The organism is Dyadobacter frigoris, from assembly GCF_005280585.1.
GTDB lineage: Bacteria > Bacteroidota > Bacteroidia > Cytophagales > Spirosomataceae > Dyadobacter > Dyadobacter frigoris.
In genome coordinates, this window is record NZ_SZVO01000025.1 from 22,767 (window position 1) to 39,539 (window position 16,773).

General features: G+C 40.2%; 23 protein-coding genes. 14 read left to right on the forward strand and 9 right to left on the reverse strand.

Features of this window, described 5'->3' with window-relative positions; genetic code table 11:
• Positions 1–4 precede the first annotated feature (4 nt).
• From FDK13_RS32505 to FDK13_RS32535, 7 genes are all read right to left on the reverse strand, one after another.
• Positions 5–751: an SDR family NAD(P)-dependent oxidoreductase gene (locus tag FDK13_RS32505; RefSeq protein WP_137344194.1), complete on the reverse strand. Its 747-nt coding sequence runs from the start codon at positions 749–751 to the stop codon at positions 5–7.
• 29 nt (positions 752–780) lie between these two features.
• Positions 781–1,254 carry a Dps family protein gene (locus tag FDK13_RS32510; RefSeq protein WP_137344195.1) on the reverse strand — a complete coding sequence of 158 codons (474 nt, stop codon included), beginning with the start codon at positions 1,252–1,254 and terminating at the stop codon, positions 781–783.
• Positions 1,255–1,575: 321 nt separating this feature from the next.
• The gene (locus tag FDK13_RS32515; RefSeq protein WP_137344196.1) at positions 1,576–2,235 is read right to left on the reverse strand and encodes a BON domain-containing protein; all 660 of its coding nucleotides are present in this window, start codon (positions 2,233–2,235) and stop codon (positions 1,576–1,578) included.
• Positions 2,236–2,398: 163 nt separating this feature from the next.
• The gene (locus tag FDK13_RS32520) at positions 2,399–2,866 is read right to left on the reverse strand and encodes a hypothetical protein (RefSeq protein ID WP_220417488.1); all 468 of its coding nucleotides are present in this window, start codon (positions 2,864–2,866) and stop codon (positions 2,399–2,401) included.
• On the reverse strand, positions 2,863–3,207 hold the full coding sequence (locus tag FDK13_RS32525; protein WP_137344197.1) for a hypothetical protein: 345 nt from the start codon (positions 3,205–3,207) through the stop codon (positions 2,863–2,865). Before FDK13_RS32525 ends, FDK13_RS32520 begins: the two co-directional genes overlap by 4 nt.
• Before the next feature lie 5 nt (positions 3,208–3,212).
• A complete protein-coding gene (locus FDK13_RS32530) occupies positions 3,213–4,361 on the reverse strand; it encodes an Acg family FMN-binding oxidoreductase (RefSeq protein WP_220417489.1) in 1,149 nt (382 codons plus the stop codon).
• Complete coding sequence (locus FDK13_RS32535; protein WP_137344198.1) at positions 4,346–4,951, reverse strand: hypothetical protein; 606 nt, start codon at positions 4,949–4,951, stop codon at positions 4,346–4,348. Before FDK13_RS32535 ends, FDK13_RS32530 begins: the two co-directional genes overlap by 16 nt.
• Before the next feature lie 238 nt (positions 4,952–5,189).
• Here FDK13_RS32535 and FDK13_RS32540 point away from each other — a divergent pair, with 238 nt between their 5' ends.
• The 5 genes from FDK13_RS32540 to FDK13_RS32560 all read left to right on the forward strand — a co-directional run bounded on the left by FDK13_RS32540 (position 5,190) and on the right by FDK13_RS32560 (position 8,656).
• Entirely contained in the window at positions 5,190–5,870 is a 681-nt protein-coding gene (locus FDK13_RS32540; protein WP_137344199.1) for a two-component system sensor histidine kinase NtrB, read from the forward strand.
• Positions 5,871–5,947: 77 nt separating this feature from the next.
• A complete protein-coding gene (locus FDK13_RS32545; RefSeq protein WP_137344200.1) occupies positions 5,948–7,330 on the forward strand; it encodes an NAD-dependent succinate-semialdehyde dehydrogenase in 1,383 nt (460 codons plus the stop codon).
• A gap of 102 nt (positions 7,331–7,432) precedes the next feature.
• Complete coding sequence (locus tag FDK13_RS32550) at positions 7,433–7,564, forward strand: hypothetical protein (RefSeq protein ID WP_137344201.1); 132 nt, start codon at positions 7,433–7,435, stop codon at positions 7,562–7,564.
• Positions 7,565–7,584: 20 nt separating this feature from the next.
• Positions 7,585–7,884, forward strand: coding sequence for a hypothetical protein (locus FDK13_RS32555; protein ID WP_137344202.1), 300 nt, complete (start codon positions 7,585–7,587; stop codon positions 7,882–7,884).
• Positions 7,885–7,912: 28 nt separating this feature from the next.
• On the forward strand, positions 7,913–8,656 hold the full coding sequence (locus tag FDK13_RS32560) for a YoaK family protein (RefSeq protein ID WP_137344203.1): 744 nt from the start codon (positions 7,913–7,915) through the stop codon (positions 8,654–8,656).
• Positions 8,657–8,761: 105 nt separating this feature from the next.
• On the opposite strand, the gene FDK13_RS32565 is transcribed toward FDK13_RS32560, so the two are convergent.
• Both FDK13_RS32565 and FDK13_RS32570 read right to left on the reverse strand, forming a co-directional pair.
• Complete coding sequence (locus FDK13_RS32565; RefSeq protein ID WP_137344204.1) at positions 8,762–9,568, reverse strand: hypothetical protein; 807 nt, start codon at positions 9,566–9,568, stop codon at positions 8,762–8,764.
• 129 nt (positions 9,569–9,697) lie between these two features.
• Positions 9,698–10,273 (reverse strand): porin family protein, encoded by a 576-nt coding sequence (locus FDK13_RS32570; RefSeq protein WP_137344205.1) that lies wholly within the window; start codon positions 10,271–10,273, stop codon positions 9,698–9,700.
• Between the two features lie 309 nt (positions 10,274–10,582).
• Here FDK13_RS32570 and FDK13_RS32575 point away from each other — a divergent pair, with 309 nt between their 5' ends.
• From FDK13_RS32575 to FDK13_RS32610, 9 genes are all read left to right on the forward strand, one after another.
• A complete protein-coding gene (locus tag FDK13_RS32575) occupies positions 10,583–11,143 on the forward strand; it encodes a helix-turn-helix domain-containing protein (RefSeq protein ID WP_137344206.1) in 561 nt (186 codons plus the stop codon).
• A 96-nt stretch (positions 11,144–11,239) separates the two neighbouring features.
• Positions 11,240–11,521, forward strand: coding sequence for a hypothetical protein (locus FDK13_RS32580; RefSeq protein ID WP_137344207.1), 282 nt, complete (start codon positions 11,240–11,242; stop codon positions 11,519–11,521).
• A gap of 103 nt (positions 11,522–11,624) precedes the next feature.
• On the forward strand, positions 11,625–11,915 hold the full coding sequence (locus tag FDK13_RS32585; RefSeq protein ID WP_137344208.1) for a BON domain-containing protein: 291 nt from the start codon (positions 11,625–11,627) through the stop codon (positions 11,913–11,915).
• 285 nt (positions 11,916–12,200) lie between these two features.
• On the forward strand, positions 12,201–12,761 hold the full coding sequence (locus tag FDK13_RS32590) for a helix-turn-helix domain-containing protein (RefSeq protein ID WP_137344209.1): 561 nt from the start codon (positions 12,201–12,203) through the stop codon (positions 12,759–12,761).
• Between the two features lie 171 nt (positions 12,762–12,932).
• Positions 12,933–13,208, forward strand: a complete 276-nt coding sequence (locus FDK13_RS32595) for a YtxH domain-containing protein (protein ID WP_137344210.1) — start codon at positions 12,933–12,935, stop codon at positions 13,206–13,208.
• 11 nt (positions 13,209–13,219) lie between these two features.
• Positions 13,220–13,360 (forward strand): hypothetical protein, encoded by a 141-nt coding sequence (locus FDK13_RS35650; RefSeq protein WP_170982978.1) that lies wholly within the window; start codon positions 13,220–13,222, stop codon positions 13,358–13,360.
• Positions 13,361–13,429: 69 nt separating this feature from the next.
• A complete protein-coding gene (locus FDK13_RS32600; protein ID WP_137344211.1) occupies positions 13,430–14,620 on the forward strand; it encodes a PAS domain-containing sensor histidine kinase in 1,191 nt (396 codons plus the stop codon).
• Positions 14,617–15,666: a response regulator gene (locus FDK13_RS32605; protein ID WP_137344212.1), complete on the forward strand. Its 1,050-nt coding sequence runs from the start codon at positions 14,617–14,619 to the stop codon at positions 15,664–15,666. The genes FDK13_RS32600 and FDK13_RS32605 overlap by 4 nt, the downstream gene beginning before the upstream one ends.
• Before the next feature lie 84 nt (positions 15,667–15,750).
• Positions 15,751–16,731, forward strand: a complete 981-nt coding sequence (locus FDK13_RS32610; RefSeq protein ID WP_137344213.1) for a 2-hydroxyacid dehydrogenase — start codon at positions 15,751–15,753, stop codon at positions 16,729–16,731.
• The last annotated feature ends 42 nt before the right edge of the window (positions 16,732–16,773 follow it).

Here is a 16,773-nt window from a genome sequence, read left to right on the forward strand (position 1 = left end):
AATACTAAGCCATAACCCCGCCATCCAGAATGATCTGCGTTCCGTTGCAATAGCTGGAATCATCACAAGCCAGATAGATAAATGCCTTGGCAACCTCCGATACTTTTCCGAGCCGTTTTGCAGGCGTGCCCTGTATCCAGGCAGCATGCGTTTCCAAAGGAGCTGCGCTAAGCAAGGGTGTCTCGATATAATAGGGACAGATCGCATTTGCCCGTATATTCTGGGTTGCGTACTGCACGGCAATGTTTTTTGTAAGGCCCATTACTCCATGTTTGGCAGCGGTATAGGGCACCAAACCATGCTCCGCTTTCAATCCGCCCAACGAAGACATGTTTACAATAACGCCTCCACCCTGTTTGAGAAACTGCTGCAATTCATATTTCACACAGTAAAATTGTCCGGTCAGGTTTATCGCTATCACCCGGTCCCAAACGGCTTCCGGCATATCATGAATTCCTGAATAAGGAGCGCCAATACCTGCATTATTAAAAGCCACATCCAACCTTCCAAATCTTTCAACAGTAGCATTGATGGCGGCTTTAACACTCTCCACGTCAGAAACATCGATGGGCGCAAAGAGGCATGGCGCATCAAGGTCAGATATCTCCTGCATGGTTTGTTTGTGATCGCTGCCGGCAAGATCAGCTATGACTATCGTCGCACCTTCCTTTGCCGCTTCAATAGCCGCTGCTTTGCCGATGCCGGAGTTGCCACCAGTGATGAAAACAACTTTATTTTCCAGTTTCTTCATGACAATAATCCCGAGATATGAGTTGAAATTTATTTTAAATGTGACCGCAACAACCAGGCCATATTTTCATGTTTTTCCAAAAGGTAGGTGATGAAATCGCTGGAAGCGGCATCCTTGAATTCAGTCGTAAAACGATGCGCGTTTTCCTTGCAATGGATAACGATACTATCGTGGTCGGAAAGCAATTCTTTGATGTAGGCCAAACTGTCATTTTGATCAGGCGTCGTCTCCGCTAAATGCGTGATTTCCAAAAAGGATTTAAGCGTTGCATAAGCATAATGCTCCATGGAACGAATCCGTTTGGCAATGCTGTCAATGATCTCAGTCAACTGATTGGCCTGGTCATCAAAAAGTTTTTCCCGTTCATAAAAATGGGAGTCTTCCATATTCCAGTATGCATTTCTGGTTTTGGTATACAAAACATACTCATCTGCCAAAAGTTTTAACAATTCTGTTGCAACAGCCTGGCTGCCTGCTTCTGCGATTTCAATATTCGCTTTCATAATTTTGTTGATTAATTTAATTTCCCGTAATGGAATTATTCTTTGAGGCACCTCCTGATCAATGAAAGTAGTGGACATGGAAGGTTATAAATAATAAATAACTATATCCCATATACGCAAAACCATGCAACGCCTTTTTCTCTTTATTGAAATTTTATTTTTCATGGCTAGTTTTTCACAACCCTGTAAAGATTATTTTTTTATCAAAGCGAAGTGTTACACAAGTGAGTCTAAAAGTTACATCAATCACAGAAGTGTGCTTCTAGTCCAGGTGTTGAATCCCGATTAAAATTGGTACCCCCCCTCCCGCTTTTACCAATTTTAATATGTATAATCGATTTCAAGCTCATTTTTAACTGCGTGAACTCCGGGTGCATTCCATGCCATACGGCCGCATTCATCCTTCTGGTACAATGAATGAACCGTTCCACTTAAAGTGACCATATTTCCGGAAACTTTGATTTTCACCTCATCATCATCAATGGAAGCGTTACGCTTAATGGCTTTCTCTATGTCTCTCTTTTCAATACTATCCTTAATTTCTGATTTAACAACCATGCTGTCTGTAATACCAAGAACCCCCAAAAGACCTGTGACTGCTTTTTTTGCCGCTATCTTTTGATAGTTCCATTCAAGCTCCCCATCGAGGGTTACCCATCCATCCTCCACTTTAACTTTGACTTTTTCGTCGGGAATCTCCCAGTTCCATTTGAAAGCATTGATAATTTCCCTGGCCACGTCGCTGTCATCTTTTTTACTGAAGCTGTCGTATTTGATTTCAATTTTTTCAATAACCGCTTTTACACCTGCAACGTTTTTCGCTGCTTTCTCTGCTTCGGTTTTCTTGGCGTAGTTGTCGACCGATCCCGTCAGCGTGATGATTCCATCTTCTGCTATTACGCCTATTTCTGCTGCATGGAGTAAAGGTTCCCATTTGATGGCGTACTGTACATCCTTCTGCAATTCCTCATTGGTTTTCATATTTTGAATATTAATGGTTAGAAATTAACTATACAAAGGGAGCGATTTAACTCCTCAAATAGTTATACATGATTCGCTAAGAGTTGCATCAATCACATATTGAATCCAGAGCTGGCTTGCGCAATGTTGGACTTACCATGTTCAGTTGAAAGACGTTTTATAGTCATCTTGCTTTATTGTGCTTTTTATACAAATTCCTTATCCCCGGCAGCAGCGCCACAACAAGCATCGCAATGGCATAAAACATGTAGAAGGTATGCAGCCAATGTACGGCATCAAGAAATACCATTTCAAGCTGGATCCAGATAATCAGCGCAAATGCCTGATAGACAGAAAAACTCCACTGCCAGCTCATATCTTTGAAAAGATTAAAATATTCAGCAAACGGGCTTTTGACTTTTCTTAACAGCGCATAAATCAATAATAAAGGAAAGACGCCAAGCACAAGAAATAACAGAATTCCTGGTATCAAAAATGTATGAAACGGAGATGGGCCAAGCATCGATAGTGGCATTCCGATCAATTCGCCTGTTGGAGAAATGATCAGTACACCTCCACCAAATATTGCACCTAATCCAAGAAAACCCAACAGAAAAACAAGAACATTTCGTGCACTTTTTGTTTTCATCATTTTGCCTTTGAAAGCTGATAAATTGTTATGAAAATTATAATGACCACAATGCTGATATAAATCTGTTTGTTAAACCTCGCGAGCCAGTTTGGTAAATAAATATCAAAATTATCTTTCTTCGACCTTGAATAGTTACTTGCCAGCAATGTGACAGGGCACACGTTTTTAAAAATTATTAAAATTGTTCCTTCCAGAAATACCAGTCCGTAACAAGCCCATAGATATTTATCAAGCTTATTTGCCACTGCTGCGTAAAGCATGTAAAAAATAACAATATTAAAAAACAGCCATATGATCGTGTGCAAAATTTTAACGAGAATCAGCTTTGCTGCGTTATCCATATCCTTTATTTTGAAAAGCGTACAAAGTTTCCGAAAGGCCGCCGAAGCGAAACCGGATCAGGATAATTTTTCAAATACCCAGTACGTAAAATAAACTGAACCGAATTGCTCATACCCAAAGATTGGGCAAACTTTTGGTTCGTTGCAGGTTCTTCCAAAACCTGCGTCATAGGATGAATAGCAATGTTTTTCTCTCTGACTTTTAGAAATAAACGTTGCATCCGTTTGCCGGTTTCCAAAAGCGAAGCAACCGAATTGTCTTTGCCCGTGATTAATATCCATCCCGCAGATTGCGCTACCTGTTTGCTGACAGTATCAACATTTTGCTCCCTGAAACCCTTTTTCATCACGTTGGCTTTTCCATAGAAATTCCGCGCGGCGGACCGCCTTAAAACCCAACCAGGAATTCCGTCAATTTCCATGCTTGCTGCCGTAAGTCCGTCCCGGTATTTTTCTGCATCCTTACTTGAAAACCTGATCCATTCTGACAATTCTTTCTGAGCCGGGTCCCTATAGGATTGTAGCCTGTTGGCTTCTATGGTCTGTTCGCTTATCCATCCAGATTCCTTTGAAATTTTGGGTAAAAAATGTAAGAAATCAGGACTTTCATTTGTGAGAAACCTGACATCCTGTTTTTTCAGATTATCTGAAAGATAGTTTAACCTGACGGTTCTTCGCTGTTTTATTTTTTGGATATCGTATGTGCGAACGATTGATTTAATCAGCTTGGCCTCTACACCATTTTCCTCCTGATTAGTTGCTGTCAATAGCTTAAAATCACAATCATAACCCAGGTTTCCGGCAGCATATTCGAGGTTTTGCAAAAAAGCACCAATCGATAATATCGTTTCCCGCTGCGTTGGATCCACACCCGGCAGCCATTTACTCTTATCGTTCCCGATTATCCAGTGATAAGGTTCTATATATTTTACAAACCAAGGCTGCGTGTTATGCCCGCTTGGCGCCAGAGAGGCAAGATACAAAATCTCAATCTCATCCGGGTTCAACGGCGATCCACCCGCTTTATCAGGCCTAATATCTGACCTTTTAAAATTGCTTCTATCACTCAGTGCATAACAGGTAAACCCTGCCAGGATCACCGCGCCCGTGGCCAGTCCCAGGAATCTCTTTCTGTCTATCAATATTTTTTCCATAATCTTGCTCCTATTCTTATAACCGGTGACACATCCGCATTAGGGATATTGTAAGTTGCCTCTCCAAAATCAACACTGTTATTACGTCTTAAATAAAGGTGCAAGCCAGGCTGTACATAGAAATATTTCCCGATAAAAAACTGATAGCTAATACCAAGACCGGTATCCACGCTTTTCAGGTCCTTTTTCATATCCGTACTTTTTTGTGTGATTTTAAAAGTATGAAACTCCAGATAGCTGTAAACTTCCAGGTTTTTCCAGACATTGTATCCAAAGAAAACACCAGGCGAAGTCGTGTAATACCTTTTAAAATCTGCTGACGAATTTTTCAAACCCGCAGTTTCGGCGTTGTAAGTACCGCCGTTAATAACGCTCGCCCGAATCCTGAATTTTTTGTACCGGTAACCCAGTGCAAAGTGATAGCCGCCTGTAAAAAACATGGGCACCAGGCTCTCTACTTCCAAGGCATGTTTTACAGTGTAAACAGCAGGATTAGGATGCCAGAAAGTACCGGCAGATGTGTCGTTTTGTGCTGATACATTAAATATTGCAAAAAACAGCATAAGCAGTAATAAGAAATAATTTTTCATTGTCCGTCATTTATTAAAATGTTGTGAGGCATTGACATACGGTCAATTGAATACATACAAAGCTTGCAGTTGGCAAAGACATAACTGTTGTATCATCTATACAAATTATTACATACTTCACGCTTTTATACAGTACCAAATGTGTGATTCATACAACTATTTGACTGTCTCATGTAAACTTTCCTGTCTGAATACTGTCACCTTTGATGGTAGGATCCAGTCAAAATAAGCTCATCAAATGAATAATCCATTCAATCCATTATTCGACGCGCCATTGGCTTGTGATTTCACAGCTACGCTTGCACACGAAATACGTAATCCCTTGGCGACAATCGATCTGTCTCTCGAACTGATGCTTTCAGAACGTAAAGATGATGATCTGAAAACATACATGGATATCATCAAACGAAGTACGGACAGAATTAACGATCTGGTCAATGAAATGATCAAAAACCGTAGTTTGGATGAAGCTCAGATTGCAAACCAGTCACTTCATCATCTGCTTGATGAAGTCGTTGAAATGGCAAAGGACAGGATCATGCTTAAAAATATTATGGTTTGTAAAGAATATGATCCCACAGACTGTATTGTTGCTTTAAATCGTCCGAAAATGAAAATTGCTCTAACCAATATTATTGTAAATGCGATTGAGGCAATGGATACACAGCAGGGAGAACTGAAACTGGTTACCATGTCCATTGCCGGAAAATATGTTGTCCAGATCGAGGATAACGGCCGTGGTATCAGCGAAAAAAACCTGAAAAATATATTTCAAGCAAATTATACGAACAAGCCCGGCGGCATGGGTATTGGGCTGGCGTCGACTTATGATATTCTTGAATCAAATCATGTGAAAGTACATGTAGAGTCAGAGGTAGGATCGGGAACCCAATTCTTTCTGCTATTTGATAAAAATTAAAAGATTTTTGGCTTAAAGACCCCGGCCAGTTCAGCTCAAACCAGTAATCAGCAAACTAACAACCAACTTCAACAAATATGGCCATTCAAACGGTTGACCCCAATACAAACCAGCTTCTCAAATCATTCGAAGAAATGAGTGTTTTTCAGGTAGATGAAGCGATTTCGGAAGCTACTACCGCTTTTACTTCGTGGAGAAAAACAAGCTACGAAGAGCGCGCTCATTTACTCCGCAAAGTAGCCACCCTGATGCGTGACCAAAAGCAATATCTGGCCAGGCTCATTACCATGGAAATGGGCAAACTTATTTCACAGGCAGAAGGCGAGATCACTTTAAGTGCTGATATCCTTGATTATTACGCTGATAACGGCGCAAAATTTCTGGCTGATAAACCACTTTCTCCAGAATATGGCAAAGCATTTATCCGTTACAGCCCAGTCGGTGTTTTACTGGGTGTTGAACCCTGGAATTTCCCCTTTTACCAGGTTGCGCGGTTTGCTGCACCCAATATCATGGCAGGCAATACCGTACTTGTCAAACATGCGTCCATTGTTCCCCAATGCGCAATCGCCATTGAAGACCTGTTCAAAGAGGCCGGTGCGCCAAAAGGTATTTACACAAACCTGTTGATTTCCGGTAAACGTGCATCCATGCTGGTATCTGACAAACGCATCAAGGGCGTTTCACTTACAGGAAGCGAAGCGGCCGGAGCCAGTATCGCGTCCGAAGCTGGAAAAAACCTGAAAAAATCGGTTCTAGAATTAGGGGGAAGTGATGCTTTTATCATTCTGGAAGATGCTGATATTGATAAAGCGGTTGAGTGGGCGGTTGTCGGACGGATCAATAACAACGGAGAGTGCTGCGTAGCCGCCAAGCGGTTTATTGCGGTAGAGTCCATTGCAGACGAATTTATCACAAAATTCAAGGACAAAATGGCCGAACTGATTGTGGGAGATCCTATGGATGCTGCAACTCAATTGGGACCGTTAAGTAGCGAAGAAGCCGCAGTTTCGCTGGCGGACCAGGTACAAAGATCTGTGGACGCCGGGGCAAAAGTGCTCCTGGGCGGAAAACGCCCGGTCAGACCAGGTGCTTTCATGGAACCAACGATTCTGACGGATCTACACCCGGGCATTCCAGCTTACTATGAAGAATTATTTGGCCCGGTTGCTTCTTTTTACAGGGTAAAAGATGAACAGGCAGCCATAGATCTGGCCAATGATTCTCCCTTTGGTTTGGGTGGATCCGTATTCACCCAGGATATTGAACGTGGTAAGTTGATTGCCGATCAGATTGATACCGGGATGGTATTTATCAACCACCCGACATGGACCCAGGCAGATCTGCCTTTCGGAGGAACAAAAGGCTCTGGTTATGGCCGCGAATTATCTGAATTAGGCATTGATGAATTTGTCAATAAAAAACTCATCCGGGTAAGTGAACTGAACGATCCGTTTTAAATTTTTTGCTGGGGCAAAACATACAATACCCTTACATATCATCAAACAAATTGGAAAGAAGACATCTGAAAATGTCTTCTTTCCTTACTTTAAATCAGTGTCATGACAACAAGACAAATTGTACTTGCCTCCAGGCCGGTGGGGGTGCCAACCAAAGAAAACTTCAGGTTTGAAAATATTGATCTGCCCGAGTTAAAAGAAGGAGAAGTGCTTCTCAAAGGGCTGTACAGCTAAGTCGATATTAAATTAATCCTATGAAAAAACATTATGATACGGTCAGCGTGGCTATTGAAAAACTCCGGAAACTGGGTTTTACAGAGGACTTTAACTTAAAAGAAAATTGCCTGGCCCACCCACCGGACATGATCAAAGCTGATGACTTTATTATCGTGGACGTGTACCGTTACGAAGGTAATTCTGATCCGGCGGATGAAGCGGCAGTTTATGCAATTGAATCATTTTCCGGTATTAAGGGTATTCTTGTAACAGGTTATGGTATTTCTTCCGATTCCGCTTCGGAGGAAATACTAAAAAAACTCAATATAAGGGAGTAATAAAACCATTTATCCTGCAAACAAAATCATGCTCCGACACTCTGGCACACATCGTACACCAAAGCATAATCTGAAACTGGCAACCCTGCTCGGTCTAACAGCCGGGTTCGTTAATGCAGAAGGATTTCTTGGATTCTCCGTGCTTACTACCAATATAACCGGCCATGCTGCCTTATTAGCTGAGGGGATTGCACAGCAAAACTGGCAAAATGCACAAGTCATTGTTTTATGGATGCTTTTATTTCTTGCAGGTGCTTTTACATCCGGATTATCCTTATCTCTTTTTGGCGTACATCAACGCTATTCGTACTCCATCCCGATCGTGATCGAAATAACCATACTTGTCTTTTCGGCACTTTATGGATACAAATACGATGGGACCATTTTATCCAAAATAGTCTTTGCCGGCAGTCTGCTTTTTTCAATGGGTTTGCAGAATGCATTGGTTTCACTGGTTTCCGGATCTGTGGTAAGAACAACCCATCTTACCGGTACATTTACAGACCTTGGAATTGAACTGGCACAATTGGTAAACACCAACAATAATGACCGTACAGTCATTCATTCCAAAATAAAACTTAAACTATTTATCATCTGCTCCTTTATGTCAGGCGCGATTGCCGGTGCTTATCTGTTTCAACGTGTCGGATTTAAATCATTTTTTGTCCCTGTTCTTATTTTAACTTTTGTTCTGCTATACGATATATTGAGAGTCAATGTAAAACGGTATTATCATACAACTACAAAGGCTTTCAAAAAGGATATTAGTTAAACCGGTAATTCTATGCCAAGAATTTACAGGATGTAGTTGACAAATGGATCGTTGAGATATCCCGTTTCCCTAAAAATTAACCCGCAAATTATCAGATCCAATTCCTTAGATATATCCTAAATCTTCCAGTTTGAGCGTTTTGTTAGTAGCAAAGATTTCCTCCCAAGTTTCAGAATCAAGAATTTCTATGTTTTCACATTTTGATTTAAAATGAAATAATTCTCCACCCGACGTAGATTCGGTGCCTGGAAGTTTTTGAAGTAGTGTCAGCAGCTCTTCTTTTTCTTTCGAGGTTTTCACCATGATAATAACTTTATTGAATTTGTAAGGAGATCGTTTAATGGAAAATGGTAGTCCCTTAATTCCCATATCTTCAAACCAATTCAGATTATCTACCCATCTCCATTCTCGTTCATGAGTCCAATCTATGGGATTTATTTTTCCACCCAGATTGGTAGCTACATAACGATATTGTTCGTTTAGGCTTATTCCTGATGTACTAGATAGGTTTCTGAAACCATCTATATCTTCTTCTACCGGGTCAGAAGTCAATCCATAAATCACTGGCCGAGTACCTGCTCGAAATAATTCTTCTTTCAAAAATGCAATGCCGTATTCACTTACATATTTCGGATCTCGCTGCTTGACATATTCTAAAATTGCTCCTAAAGGCATTTCTGTAAAACATATTGCAGGCTTCGGCCCATAAATTGTCCTTTTCCCACTGCGTTCAGACCAGCTACACTTTAAATATCCATCCGTTAAAATTTGCTTTAAAACCGAAAACGGTCCATTTTTTCTTGCATTTTCTTGAAATTTTCGAAGCCCCCCTTCTATAAGGGCGTTATAGCCGTCTGTGTTTTTTTTGTGTACAAAATGAGTTAACCATTTAGTTGTATCGTAACGGATCATAAATTTCTAAAAATTGGATATTATTGAACTCAAATTATAAAGTATGAGAAGAGCATAATTTAGCAAAAAGGCGGGAGAAATTATAAAAACATGATTTCTCCCGCCTTTCACTTAATGAAGTCTAATCTACTACTTAATAATCGGTATCACCCAAAACACACTTGCCTGAATGACGCTGTTTTTGAAATCGGGGCTGATCTCTTTTCCCGAAAAGTCCCCTACTTCCGATATTCCCGCCATGTACCGGAGTCCAACGCCCAAACCATTATCAGACTGATAACCCAATCCTGCACCCAGTGACAGATCCAGGCTTTTTGCAAAATTGTTGATCGTCTGGTCCGGGATACTTTCCGACAACCGCAAACCAGCCTGAGGACCCGCCTCAATATAAAATCCTGTTGCAATCCGAAACTTTAACATGACCGGAATGTTCAGATAATTGATTTTAAAATCTTTCTTACTACCATCACTTTCAACTTTGGCTCCCTGGGTAGAAAAAAGAACTTCAGGTTGAACTGAGAAAATTTCTCCAAAACCAAAATTGAGAACTCCACCTAAATGATAACCCACTTTCGCATCTGAATTAATATCCCCGCCAGAATAATTACTGAGGTTGATACCAGCCTTGGGGCCAAAACTGAATGTCTGGGCAAAAGAGCATGTGCTTAAAGCGAGCAGTAGAAATGTAATTGATAACTTTTTCATTACGTTGTTTTAGTTAAACTTAAAATTGATTTTGCTACTACATCCATACGGTTCGGGAATATCAAGCGAAGCTTTTTTTATTGCAGGTAAAAGTCCCGACGGACTATTGGTAATCCCTGGAATTAATATATAATTCCTGCTAAAAAAGGTATTGGCACGGTTGTAGTGGTTAATCTTTTACTATTACAAAGCTTGCCCGATTTGACATGGCAATTGTTACACATCAATTTCCATTAGTTGCATTAATCACAGATTAGCAAACTGACTTATGCATTTTTTGACTAGTGAAAATCACCTTCCCACATCATTATGATACTGTACATCAAATATATGGTCAGTTTACGCTGCAAAATTCTGGTGAAAGACGAATTGACCAAATTAGGACTTCATTATGTGATCGTGGATTTGGGAACTGTCGAAATCCTTGAAGACATTACCCAAGAACAGCACAATGAACTAAAAAAAAATCTGCTCCGGTCGGGTCTTGAACTGCTTGATGACAAAAAGGGCATATTGATCGAAAAAATAAAGGCTGTAATCATAGAGATGGTTCACTATGCCGAAGAATTGCCTGTAACCAATTATTCTGACTACATCAGTGAAAAACTTGGCTATGACTATACGTACCTTTCCAACACTTTTTCAGAGGTAAAAGGAATAAACATTCAACAGTTCATCATTCTTCACAAAATCGAAAAGGTAAAAGAACTATTATTATATGAAGATCTCAATTTAACTGAAATAGCATACATGCTGCATTATAGCAGCGTATCGCACCTGTCAAACCAGTTCAAAAAAATTACCGGACTGTCTCCCTCCTATTTCAAAAAACTTAAAATGCAGCGAATTGAAAACCTGGAAAATGTGTAAGATATGTAACATCTTCCGGTTCTTGTGTAAGGTATAAAAGTGATAATGTGCACACCTTTGTAAAACATTGGGTTATCTCAAATTTACAAAAACAACATGAAACCAGAAAAACAGCAACGTGTCACGGAAATCATCCAGGCGCTTAACGCTAACCTGAAAATCGATGAAAACAATACGGAGACCTCAAAACAGGAAAATGTGATCCGCAAAGCGGCAAAGAAGCTCTACGAAGATTTTGTACACATTGCAAAAAAGAAATTGTCAAAAGAAAACAAACTATTTGCATTTGAACTAAAAAAACAACTTAAAGAGGCCAGAAAAGCCGAAAGGACACTTGCCGTCACTGCCTTGCTTAAAAATAATATCGAACGCGCCTGACTTTGAAGCGTGTGGCTTATTTGTTCAGGATCTCTTTGATACTTAATTGATAGGACCGTTCTCTGTAATCTTCAAACAACTCATTTACGCTACATTTAGAATCATGACAAAAACCATAGAAGTCCAAAAATCCTGGGAGCCCGATTATGATTCCGAAGCTGCCAGACTTGAAACCGATAAAAACCTGAAAGAAAAAGTAATAAATGCGTTGCGGACCAACGTATTTATTAACTGTGAAAAAATAAGGGTACGTGTTACAGGCCGCCTTGTATTTTTAGAAGGAACGGTCCATCTGCAAAAGGAAAGAATTTCAGCTCAAAAATGCATCCGGGACATCTTCGGGATCCGGGCAGTGATAAACTACTTAACCTACCACAATGAGTACGCTGAGTAAACAACTATACTCGTAAGCCAAAATAATATGTTGTTTATCAGATATTTAAAAAGGAGATAATGATCATTACCTCCTTTTCTTTGTGCCATAAAACCTAAAAACGGCATATCATAAACTAATTCTCCTGCTCTTATCCACTATTGTAATAACTATCACAACCGATTGTGATGATAGTCATCAATTTCGGCAATACATACTCCTACCTTTCGTCTAGGTTAAAAATATCAGGCTAAATAAGCTATCAACATCAGATTTCATTGTAACTATAAATCAAACTTAGAATATATGGTACTCTATATTAAGAACATGGTTAGTTTACGCTGTAAAATCAGGGTGAAAGAAGAATTGGTAAAACTGGGACTGGACTATTATGAAATTGATCTGGGTGTGGTTCGGTTGATGAAAAAAATAACATTACAGCAGCGTAAATGCCTGAGAGAAAACTTGCTCGGATCGGGATTGGAGCTATTGGAAGATAAACGAAGTATTTTGATTGAAAAAATAAAAAACGTGATCATTGAACTTGTCCACTATACCGATGATCTCCCAAAAACCAATTATTCCGACTACATCAGCAAAAAGGTAGGTTATGATTACACCTATTTATCCAACGTGTTTTCCGAAGAGAAAGGTATTGATATCCAGCATTTTATAATTAATCATAAAATTGAAAGGGTCAAGGAACTGCTTCAATATAAAGAACTAAACCTGACAGAAATTTCCTACAAACTACATTACAGCAGCGTCTCTCATCTTTCGAACCAGTTCAAGAAAGTGACAGGGCTATCTCCATCCATCTACAAACATCAAAGTCAAAAAAGGTGGAATACTTTGGAAAACATGTGAAAAGTGTAACTTCTTACATGTTAAATGTAACACTTTATGACCAAAACTATTGCAATTTTATGTGTGCTGCTTAAATGATGAGATTAGGTTTTGAGAAAAGTCCTAATTTACGTATATAGTTTATAGTTAAATAAATTATTCTTCAACAGCAATCTTAAAAGCCAAATTAATATGAGAATCGGAAAAGGATTATGCAGTTTGATGCTTGCCAGCTCGGCAGGCCTTGCAATAGGAATATTGTTTGCTCCTGATAAAGGTTCGCAGACCAGGAAAAAAATACAGCAGAAAGCAGAAGACATTCTGGAAAATGAAATCATTGGTTACAACCGCATTGTTTGCAATGTAAAAACAAAAATTGATGCGATTTTAAATGGAGTGTCCATACCGGTCGATGATAATATACGCAACTGGGCCGATACCGATCAAAAAAATGAAATCATTGTTTAACCAAACAACTTATGACTCATTACATCCAATATATCCTAAAACAACTTCTGGCCAAATCCGGTAGCAGCAAGATTGTAACTCCTAAAAATACCCCGGATGGCCTGGAAGCATTTATGGCAAGGGTTAAAATCAATTCCCGCAGATTACGATAAAAAAAGAGGATGACCTGATAATCTTCTGTATATTGCAGTACATCATTCGCTACGATTTGCGCAAATTTCATGGAAAATTCGGCCCTGTTGAAAGCGATCATAGAAAATGCGATCGATGGCATCATCACAATAGACAACAAAGGAACGATTGAAACAATTAATCCGTCCGGATGTCAGCTGTTTGAATACGACCAAAGCGAGGTAATCGGACAAAACATATCCATGCTTATGCCACCGCCCGACCGGGACCAGCATGACAATTATCTTCTAAATTACCACCAGACCTCAAAAAAATCTATTATTGGAACGGGAAGAGAAGTAACAGGCCTCAGAAAATCGGGAGCGGTTTTTCCATTCCGTTTAGGTATCAGTGAAGTGCAATTTTCAGGACGTAAAATCTACACGGGGTTCATTCATGATCTAAGCCGTGAAAAACACGCCGAAGAAAAATTAAAGGAATATGCCATCCATTTGGAAGATCAGGTGCAACAGCGCACCCGTTTATTGAATGAAACCGTAACAGCGCTGGGCGAAGCCAAAGAAAAAGTGAGCAAATTACTGGAAAAGGAAATGGAACTAGGCCAGCTGAAAAGCCGCTTTGTGTCGATGGCTTCTCACGAATTCCGTACTCCATTGAGCGCAATTCAGCTTTCTTCGATTTTGATTGAAAAATACTCCGGAGATTCTATAAGCCCCAATATTTCCAGGCATACGGCTAAAATCAAGGTTTTGGTAGCTCACCTTACCGGCGTGCTGAATGACTTTCTTTCGCTGGAAAGGCTTGAAGCCGGAGAATTTAAGCCTGTTTTAACAGAATTTGACATTGTAAAATTCTCAGAGGAAATTACCGAAGATATGCAGCTGATTTCAAAACAAAATCAGCAGATTATTTATCAGCACACAGGCACGTCTGCCACTGTAAATCTGGATCAGTCGCTGTTGAGAAATGCCATTATCAACCTGATCAGCAATGCAATCAAATACTCTGGTGAAAATACTTTCATTGAGTTCAATACTGAAATTACGCCGGCTTTGGTGACCGTTTGTATTAAAGACAACGGGATTGGTATACCAAAAGAGGACCAGAAACATTTATTTGAAGCTTTTTTCAGGGCGCACAATACTGGTACTATTCCGGGAACGGGTTTAGGTCTTAACATTGTCAGCAGATATATCAAGCTAATGGATGGACAGGTTAAGTTTACAAGCAACGTGAATCAGGGCACTTCATTCACCCTTTCTTTTCCCAAACAGCCATGAATGAAAAAATCCTAATCATTGAGGATAATAATGATATCAGGGAAAGCACCGCTGAAATTCTTGAATTTTCAGGTTATATAGTCACGCAGGCCAATAATGGAAAAAAAGGTGTTGAACTGGCGTTTCAGAACAGGCCGGATTTGATACTTTGTGATATCATGATGCCCGAAATGGACGGTTACGGTGTGTTGTATATGCTTGGAAAAAACGTAGAGACCGACTCGATCCCTTTTATCTTCCTGACGGCAAAAGCAGAGCGCATCGATTTCAGGAAAGGAATGGAAATGGGTGCTGATGATTACCTAACCAAACCTTTTGATGAATTGGAGCTCCTGAAAGCAATTGAAGGAAGACTTGCAAAAGAGCAGAAACAAAAAGCCTATCATAGTAAAACACTGCAAAAACTGGAAAACCTGACAGCGGATTCGGAAAGTGGGACATCGTACCTGAAAGCATTGATCGCCGGCCGTAAAATCCGACAGATTAAAAAAGGCCAGATTCTTTACTACGATGGTGATCAGCCCCTTGGTATCTACCTGGTTTTGGATGGTTCCATTAAAACCGCTAAAAGATCAGAGGACGGCAGGGAACTTATGACAGGGCTTTTCAGAACGGATGATTATCTGGGCGTAAGCGCGTTACTTTTAGAGCAAGCTTTCACGGAGACCGCCGAAGCACTGGAAGACTCTGCCATATGTATGCTGCAAAAAGATTCGGTCATCTCACTTCTCAACCGGTATCCGGATATAGGCACTCAGTTTATTAAAATTTTGTCGAATGATATCCGCGATAAGGAAGAACAATTGCTGGATCTTGCGTATCATTCAGTTAGAAAGCGCTTGTCAAACGTATTGATCAGACTAAGCACACAGGGACAGCTAACAGAATTTAAAATTTCGAGGGATGAGCTTGCTTCCATGGCTGGTATCGCCTCAGAAACCGTAAGCCGAACGTTAACTGATTTTAAAGAGGAAGGTTTGATCGATAAAAAAGGGAGCATGATTTTCATTCTGGATCTGGATAGGATGCAAAAAATGAAGAACTGATAAGCATCACATAAAAGCGTGATGTTATTTGCCGTTGACATGATCCGTTATGGGTAAATTCGTGCAATCGAAAAAACCCATAACATGAAAGTAGTAGCATATAGTGTAAAAACCTTCGAAAAGAAGTTTTTGGCCAGGGCCAATCAAAAAAAACACGACATTACGCTGATATCTAACGCACTGAGCTTAGCTACCTGCGGTTTCGCCGAAGGAAAAGAGGCGGTGCTTGTATCTGCTAATGATGATGTTTCTGCACTAGTAATTAATAAATTGGCCGATATAGGTATTAAATACATCGCAACACGTTCTGCCGGAACCGATCAGATTGATAAAAAGACTGCCGAGCTTAGAGGAATAGAACTTGCCAGTGTTCCGGCTTATTCCCCCACCTCCATCGCAGAACATGCAGTTGCATTGGCAATGGCACTAAACCGCCATCTCATACAAGCCGACGCCGACAGCCATCATTACAACTTCAAACTGGATGGTCTGACAGGATTTACCTTTTCCGGAAAAACGGTTGGAATAATTGGGTTGGGAAATACAGGCCAGGCTGCCGCAGCTATTTTTAATGGCATGGGATGTCATGTTTTGGGTTCTGATGTTTTCCCTAACGACAAACTGGAAAGAATTGAGCAGGTTTCTCTGGAAACTTTGTTAGATCAATCAGACATTATCTCACTGCATTTGCCTTTAACACCTCAGACAAAGCACATGATCAATGCTTCCAGCATAGCGCTTATGAAAAATGGAGTGATGCTGATTAACACTTCCAGGGGCGCATTAATCAATTCAGCTGACTTGCCCGACGCGCTTGATCAGGGAAAGATCGGATATTTGGGAATTGATGTTTATGAATATGAAAAAGACATTTTCTACGGAGAAAATTCTTCCAGTCAGGTTAAAGATGTTTTACTTCTAAAACTATTAGCTTATCCAAATGTAATCATTACGCCGCATCAGGCTTTTTTAACTATTGAAGCTTTGGAGGAAATTGCCAGCCAGACCATTCTAAGTTTAAATCATTGGCAGGATGAACTATTGGTGACCGCCGCCAGCAGCTGACAAATCTCCAAATAAATTCTATCATACGTATAAAAAGTCAAT

Coding starts and splice junctions, on each gene's coding strand:
- FDK13_RS32505 (WP_137344194.1), bottom strand. CDS start 751: ATGAAGAAACTGGAAAATAAAGTTGTTTTCATCACTGGTGGCAACTCC.
- FDK13_RS32510 (WP_137344195.1), bottom strand. CDS start 1,254: ATGAAAGCGAATATTGAAATCGCAGAAGCAGGCAGCCAGGCTGTTGCA.
- FDK13_RS32515 (WP_137344196.1), bottom strand. CDS start 2,235: ATGAAAACCAATGAGGAATTGCAGAAGGATGTACAGTACGCCATCAAA.
- FDK13_RS32520 (WP_220417488.1), bottom strand. CDS start 2,866: ATGATGAAAACAAAAAGTGCACGAAATGTTCTTGTTTTTCTGTTGGGT.
- FDK13_RS32525 (WP_137344197.1), bottom strand. CDS start 3,207: ATGGATAACGCAGCAAAGCTGATTCTCGTTAAAATTTTGCACACGATC.
- FDK13_RS32530 (WP_220417489.1), bottom strand. CDS start 4,361: ATGGAAAAAATATTGATAGACAGAAAGAGATTCCTGGGACTGGCCACG.
- FDK13_RS32535 (WP_137344198.1), bottom strand. CDS start 4,951: ATGAAAAATTATTTCTTATTACTGCTTATGCTGTTTTTTGCAATATTT.
- FDK13_RS32540 (WP_137344199.1), top strand. CDS start 5,190: ATGAATAATCCATTCAATCCATTATTCGACGCGCCATTGGCTTGTGAT.
- FDK13_RS32545 (WP_137344200.1), top strand. CDS start 5,948: ATGGCCATTCAAACGGTTGACCCCAATACAAACCAGCTTCTCAAATCA.
- FDK13_RS32550 (WP_137344201.1), top strand. CDS start 7,433: ATGACAACAAGACAAATTGTACTTGCCTCCAGGCCGGTGGGGGTGCCA.
- FDK13_RS32555 (WP_137344202.1), top strand. CDS start 7,585: ATGAAAAAACATTATGATACGGTCAGCGTGGCTATTGAAAAACTCCGG.
- FDK13_RS32560 (WP_137344203.1), top strand. CDS start 7,913: ATGCTCCGACACTCTGGCACACATCGTACACCAAAGCATAATCTGAAA.
- FDK13_RS32565 (WP_137344204.1), bottom strand. CDS start 9,568: ATGATCCGTTACGATACAACTAAATGGTTAACTCATTTTGTACACAAA.
- FDK13_RS32570 (WP_137344205.1), bottom strand. CDS start 10,273: ATGAAAAAGTTATCAATTACATTTCTACTGCTCGCTTTAAGCACATGC.
- FDK13_RS32575 (WP_137344206.1), top strand. CDS start 10,583: ATGATACTGTACATCAAATATATGGTCAGTTTACGCTGCAAAATTCTG.
- FDK13_RS32580 (WP_137344207.1), top strand. CDS start 11,240: ATGAAACCAGAAAAACAGCAACGTGTCACGGAAATCATCCAGGCGCTT.
- FDK13_RS32585 (WP_137344208.1), top strand. CDS start 11,625: ATGACAAAAACCATAGAAGTCCAAAAATCCTGGGAGCCCGATTATGAT.
- FDK13_RS32590 (WP_137344209.1), top strand. CDS start 12,201: ATGGTACTCTATATTAAGAACATGGTTAGTTTACGCTGTAAAATCAGG.
- FDK13_RS32595 (WP_137344210.1), top strand. CDS start 12,933: ATGAGAATCGGAAAAGGATTATGCAGTTTGATGCTTGCCAGCTCGGCA.
- FDK13_RS35650 (WP_170982978.1), top strand. CDS start 13,220: ATGACTCATTACATCCAATATATCCTAAAACAACTTCTGGCCAAATCC.
- FDK13_RS32600 (WP_137344211.1), top strand. CDS start 13,430: ATGGAAAATTCGGCCCTGTTGAAAGCGATCATAGAAAATGCGATCGAT.
- FDK13_RS32605 (WP_137344212.1), top strand. CDS start 14,617: ATGAATGAAAAAATCCTAATCATTGAGGATAATAATGATATCAGGGAA.
- FDK13_RS32610 (WP_137344213.1), top strand. CDS start 15,751: ATGAAAGTAGTAGCATATAGTGTAAAAACCTTCGAAAAGAAGTTTTTG.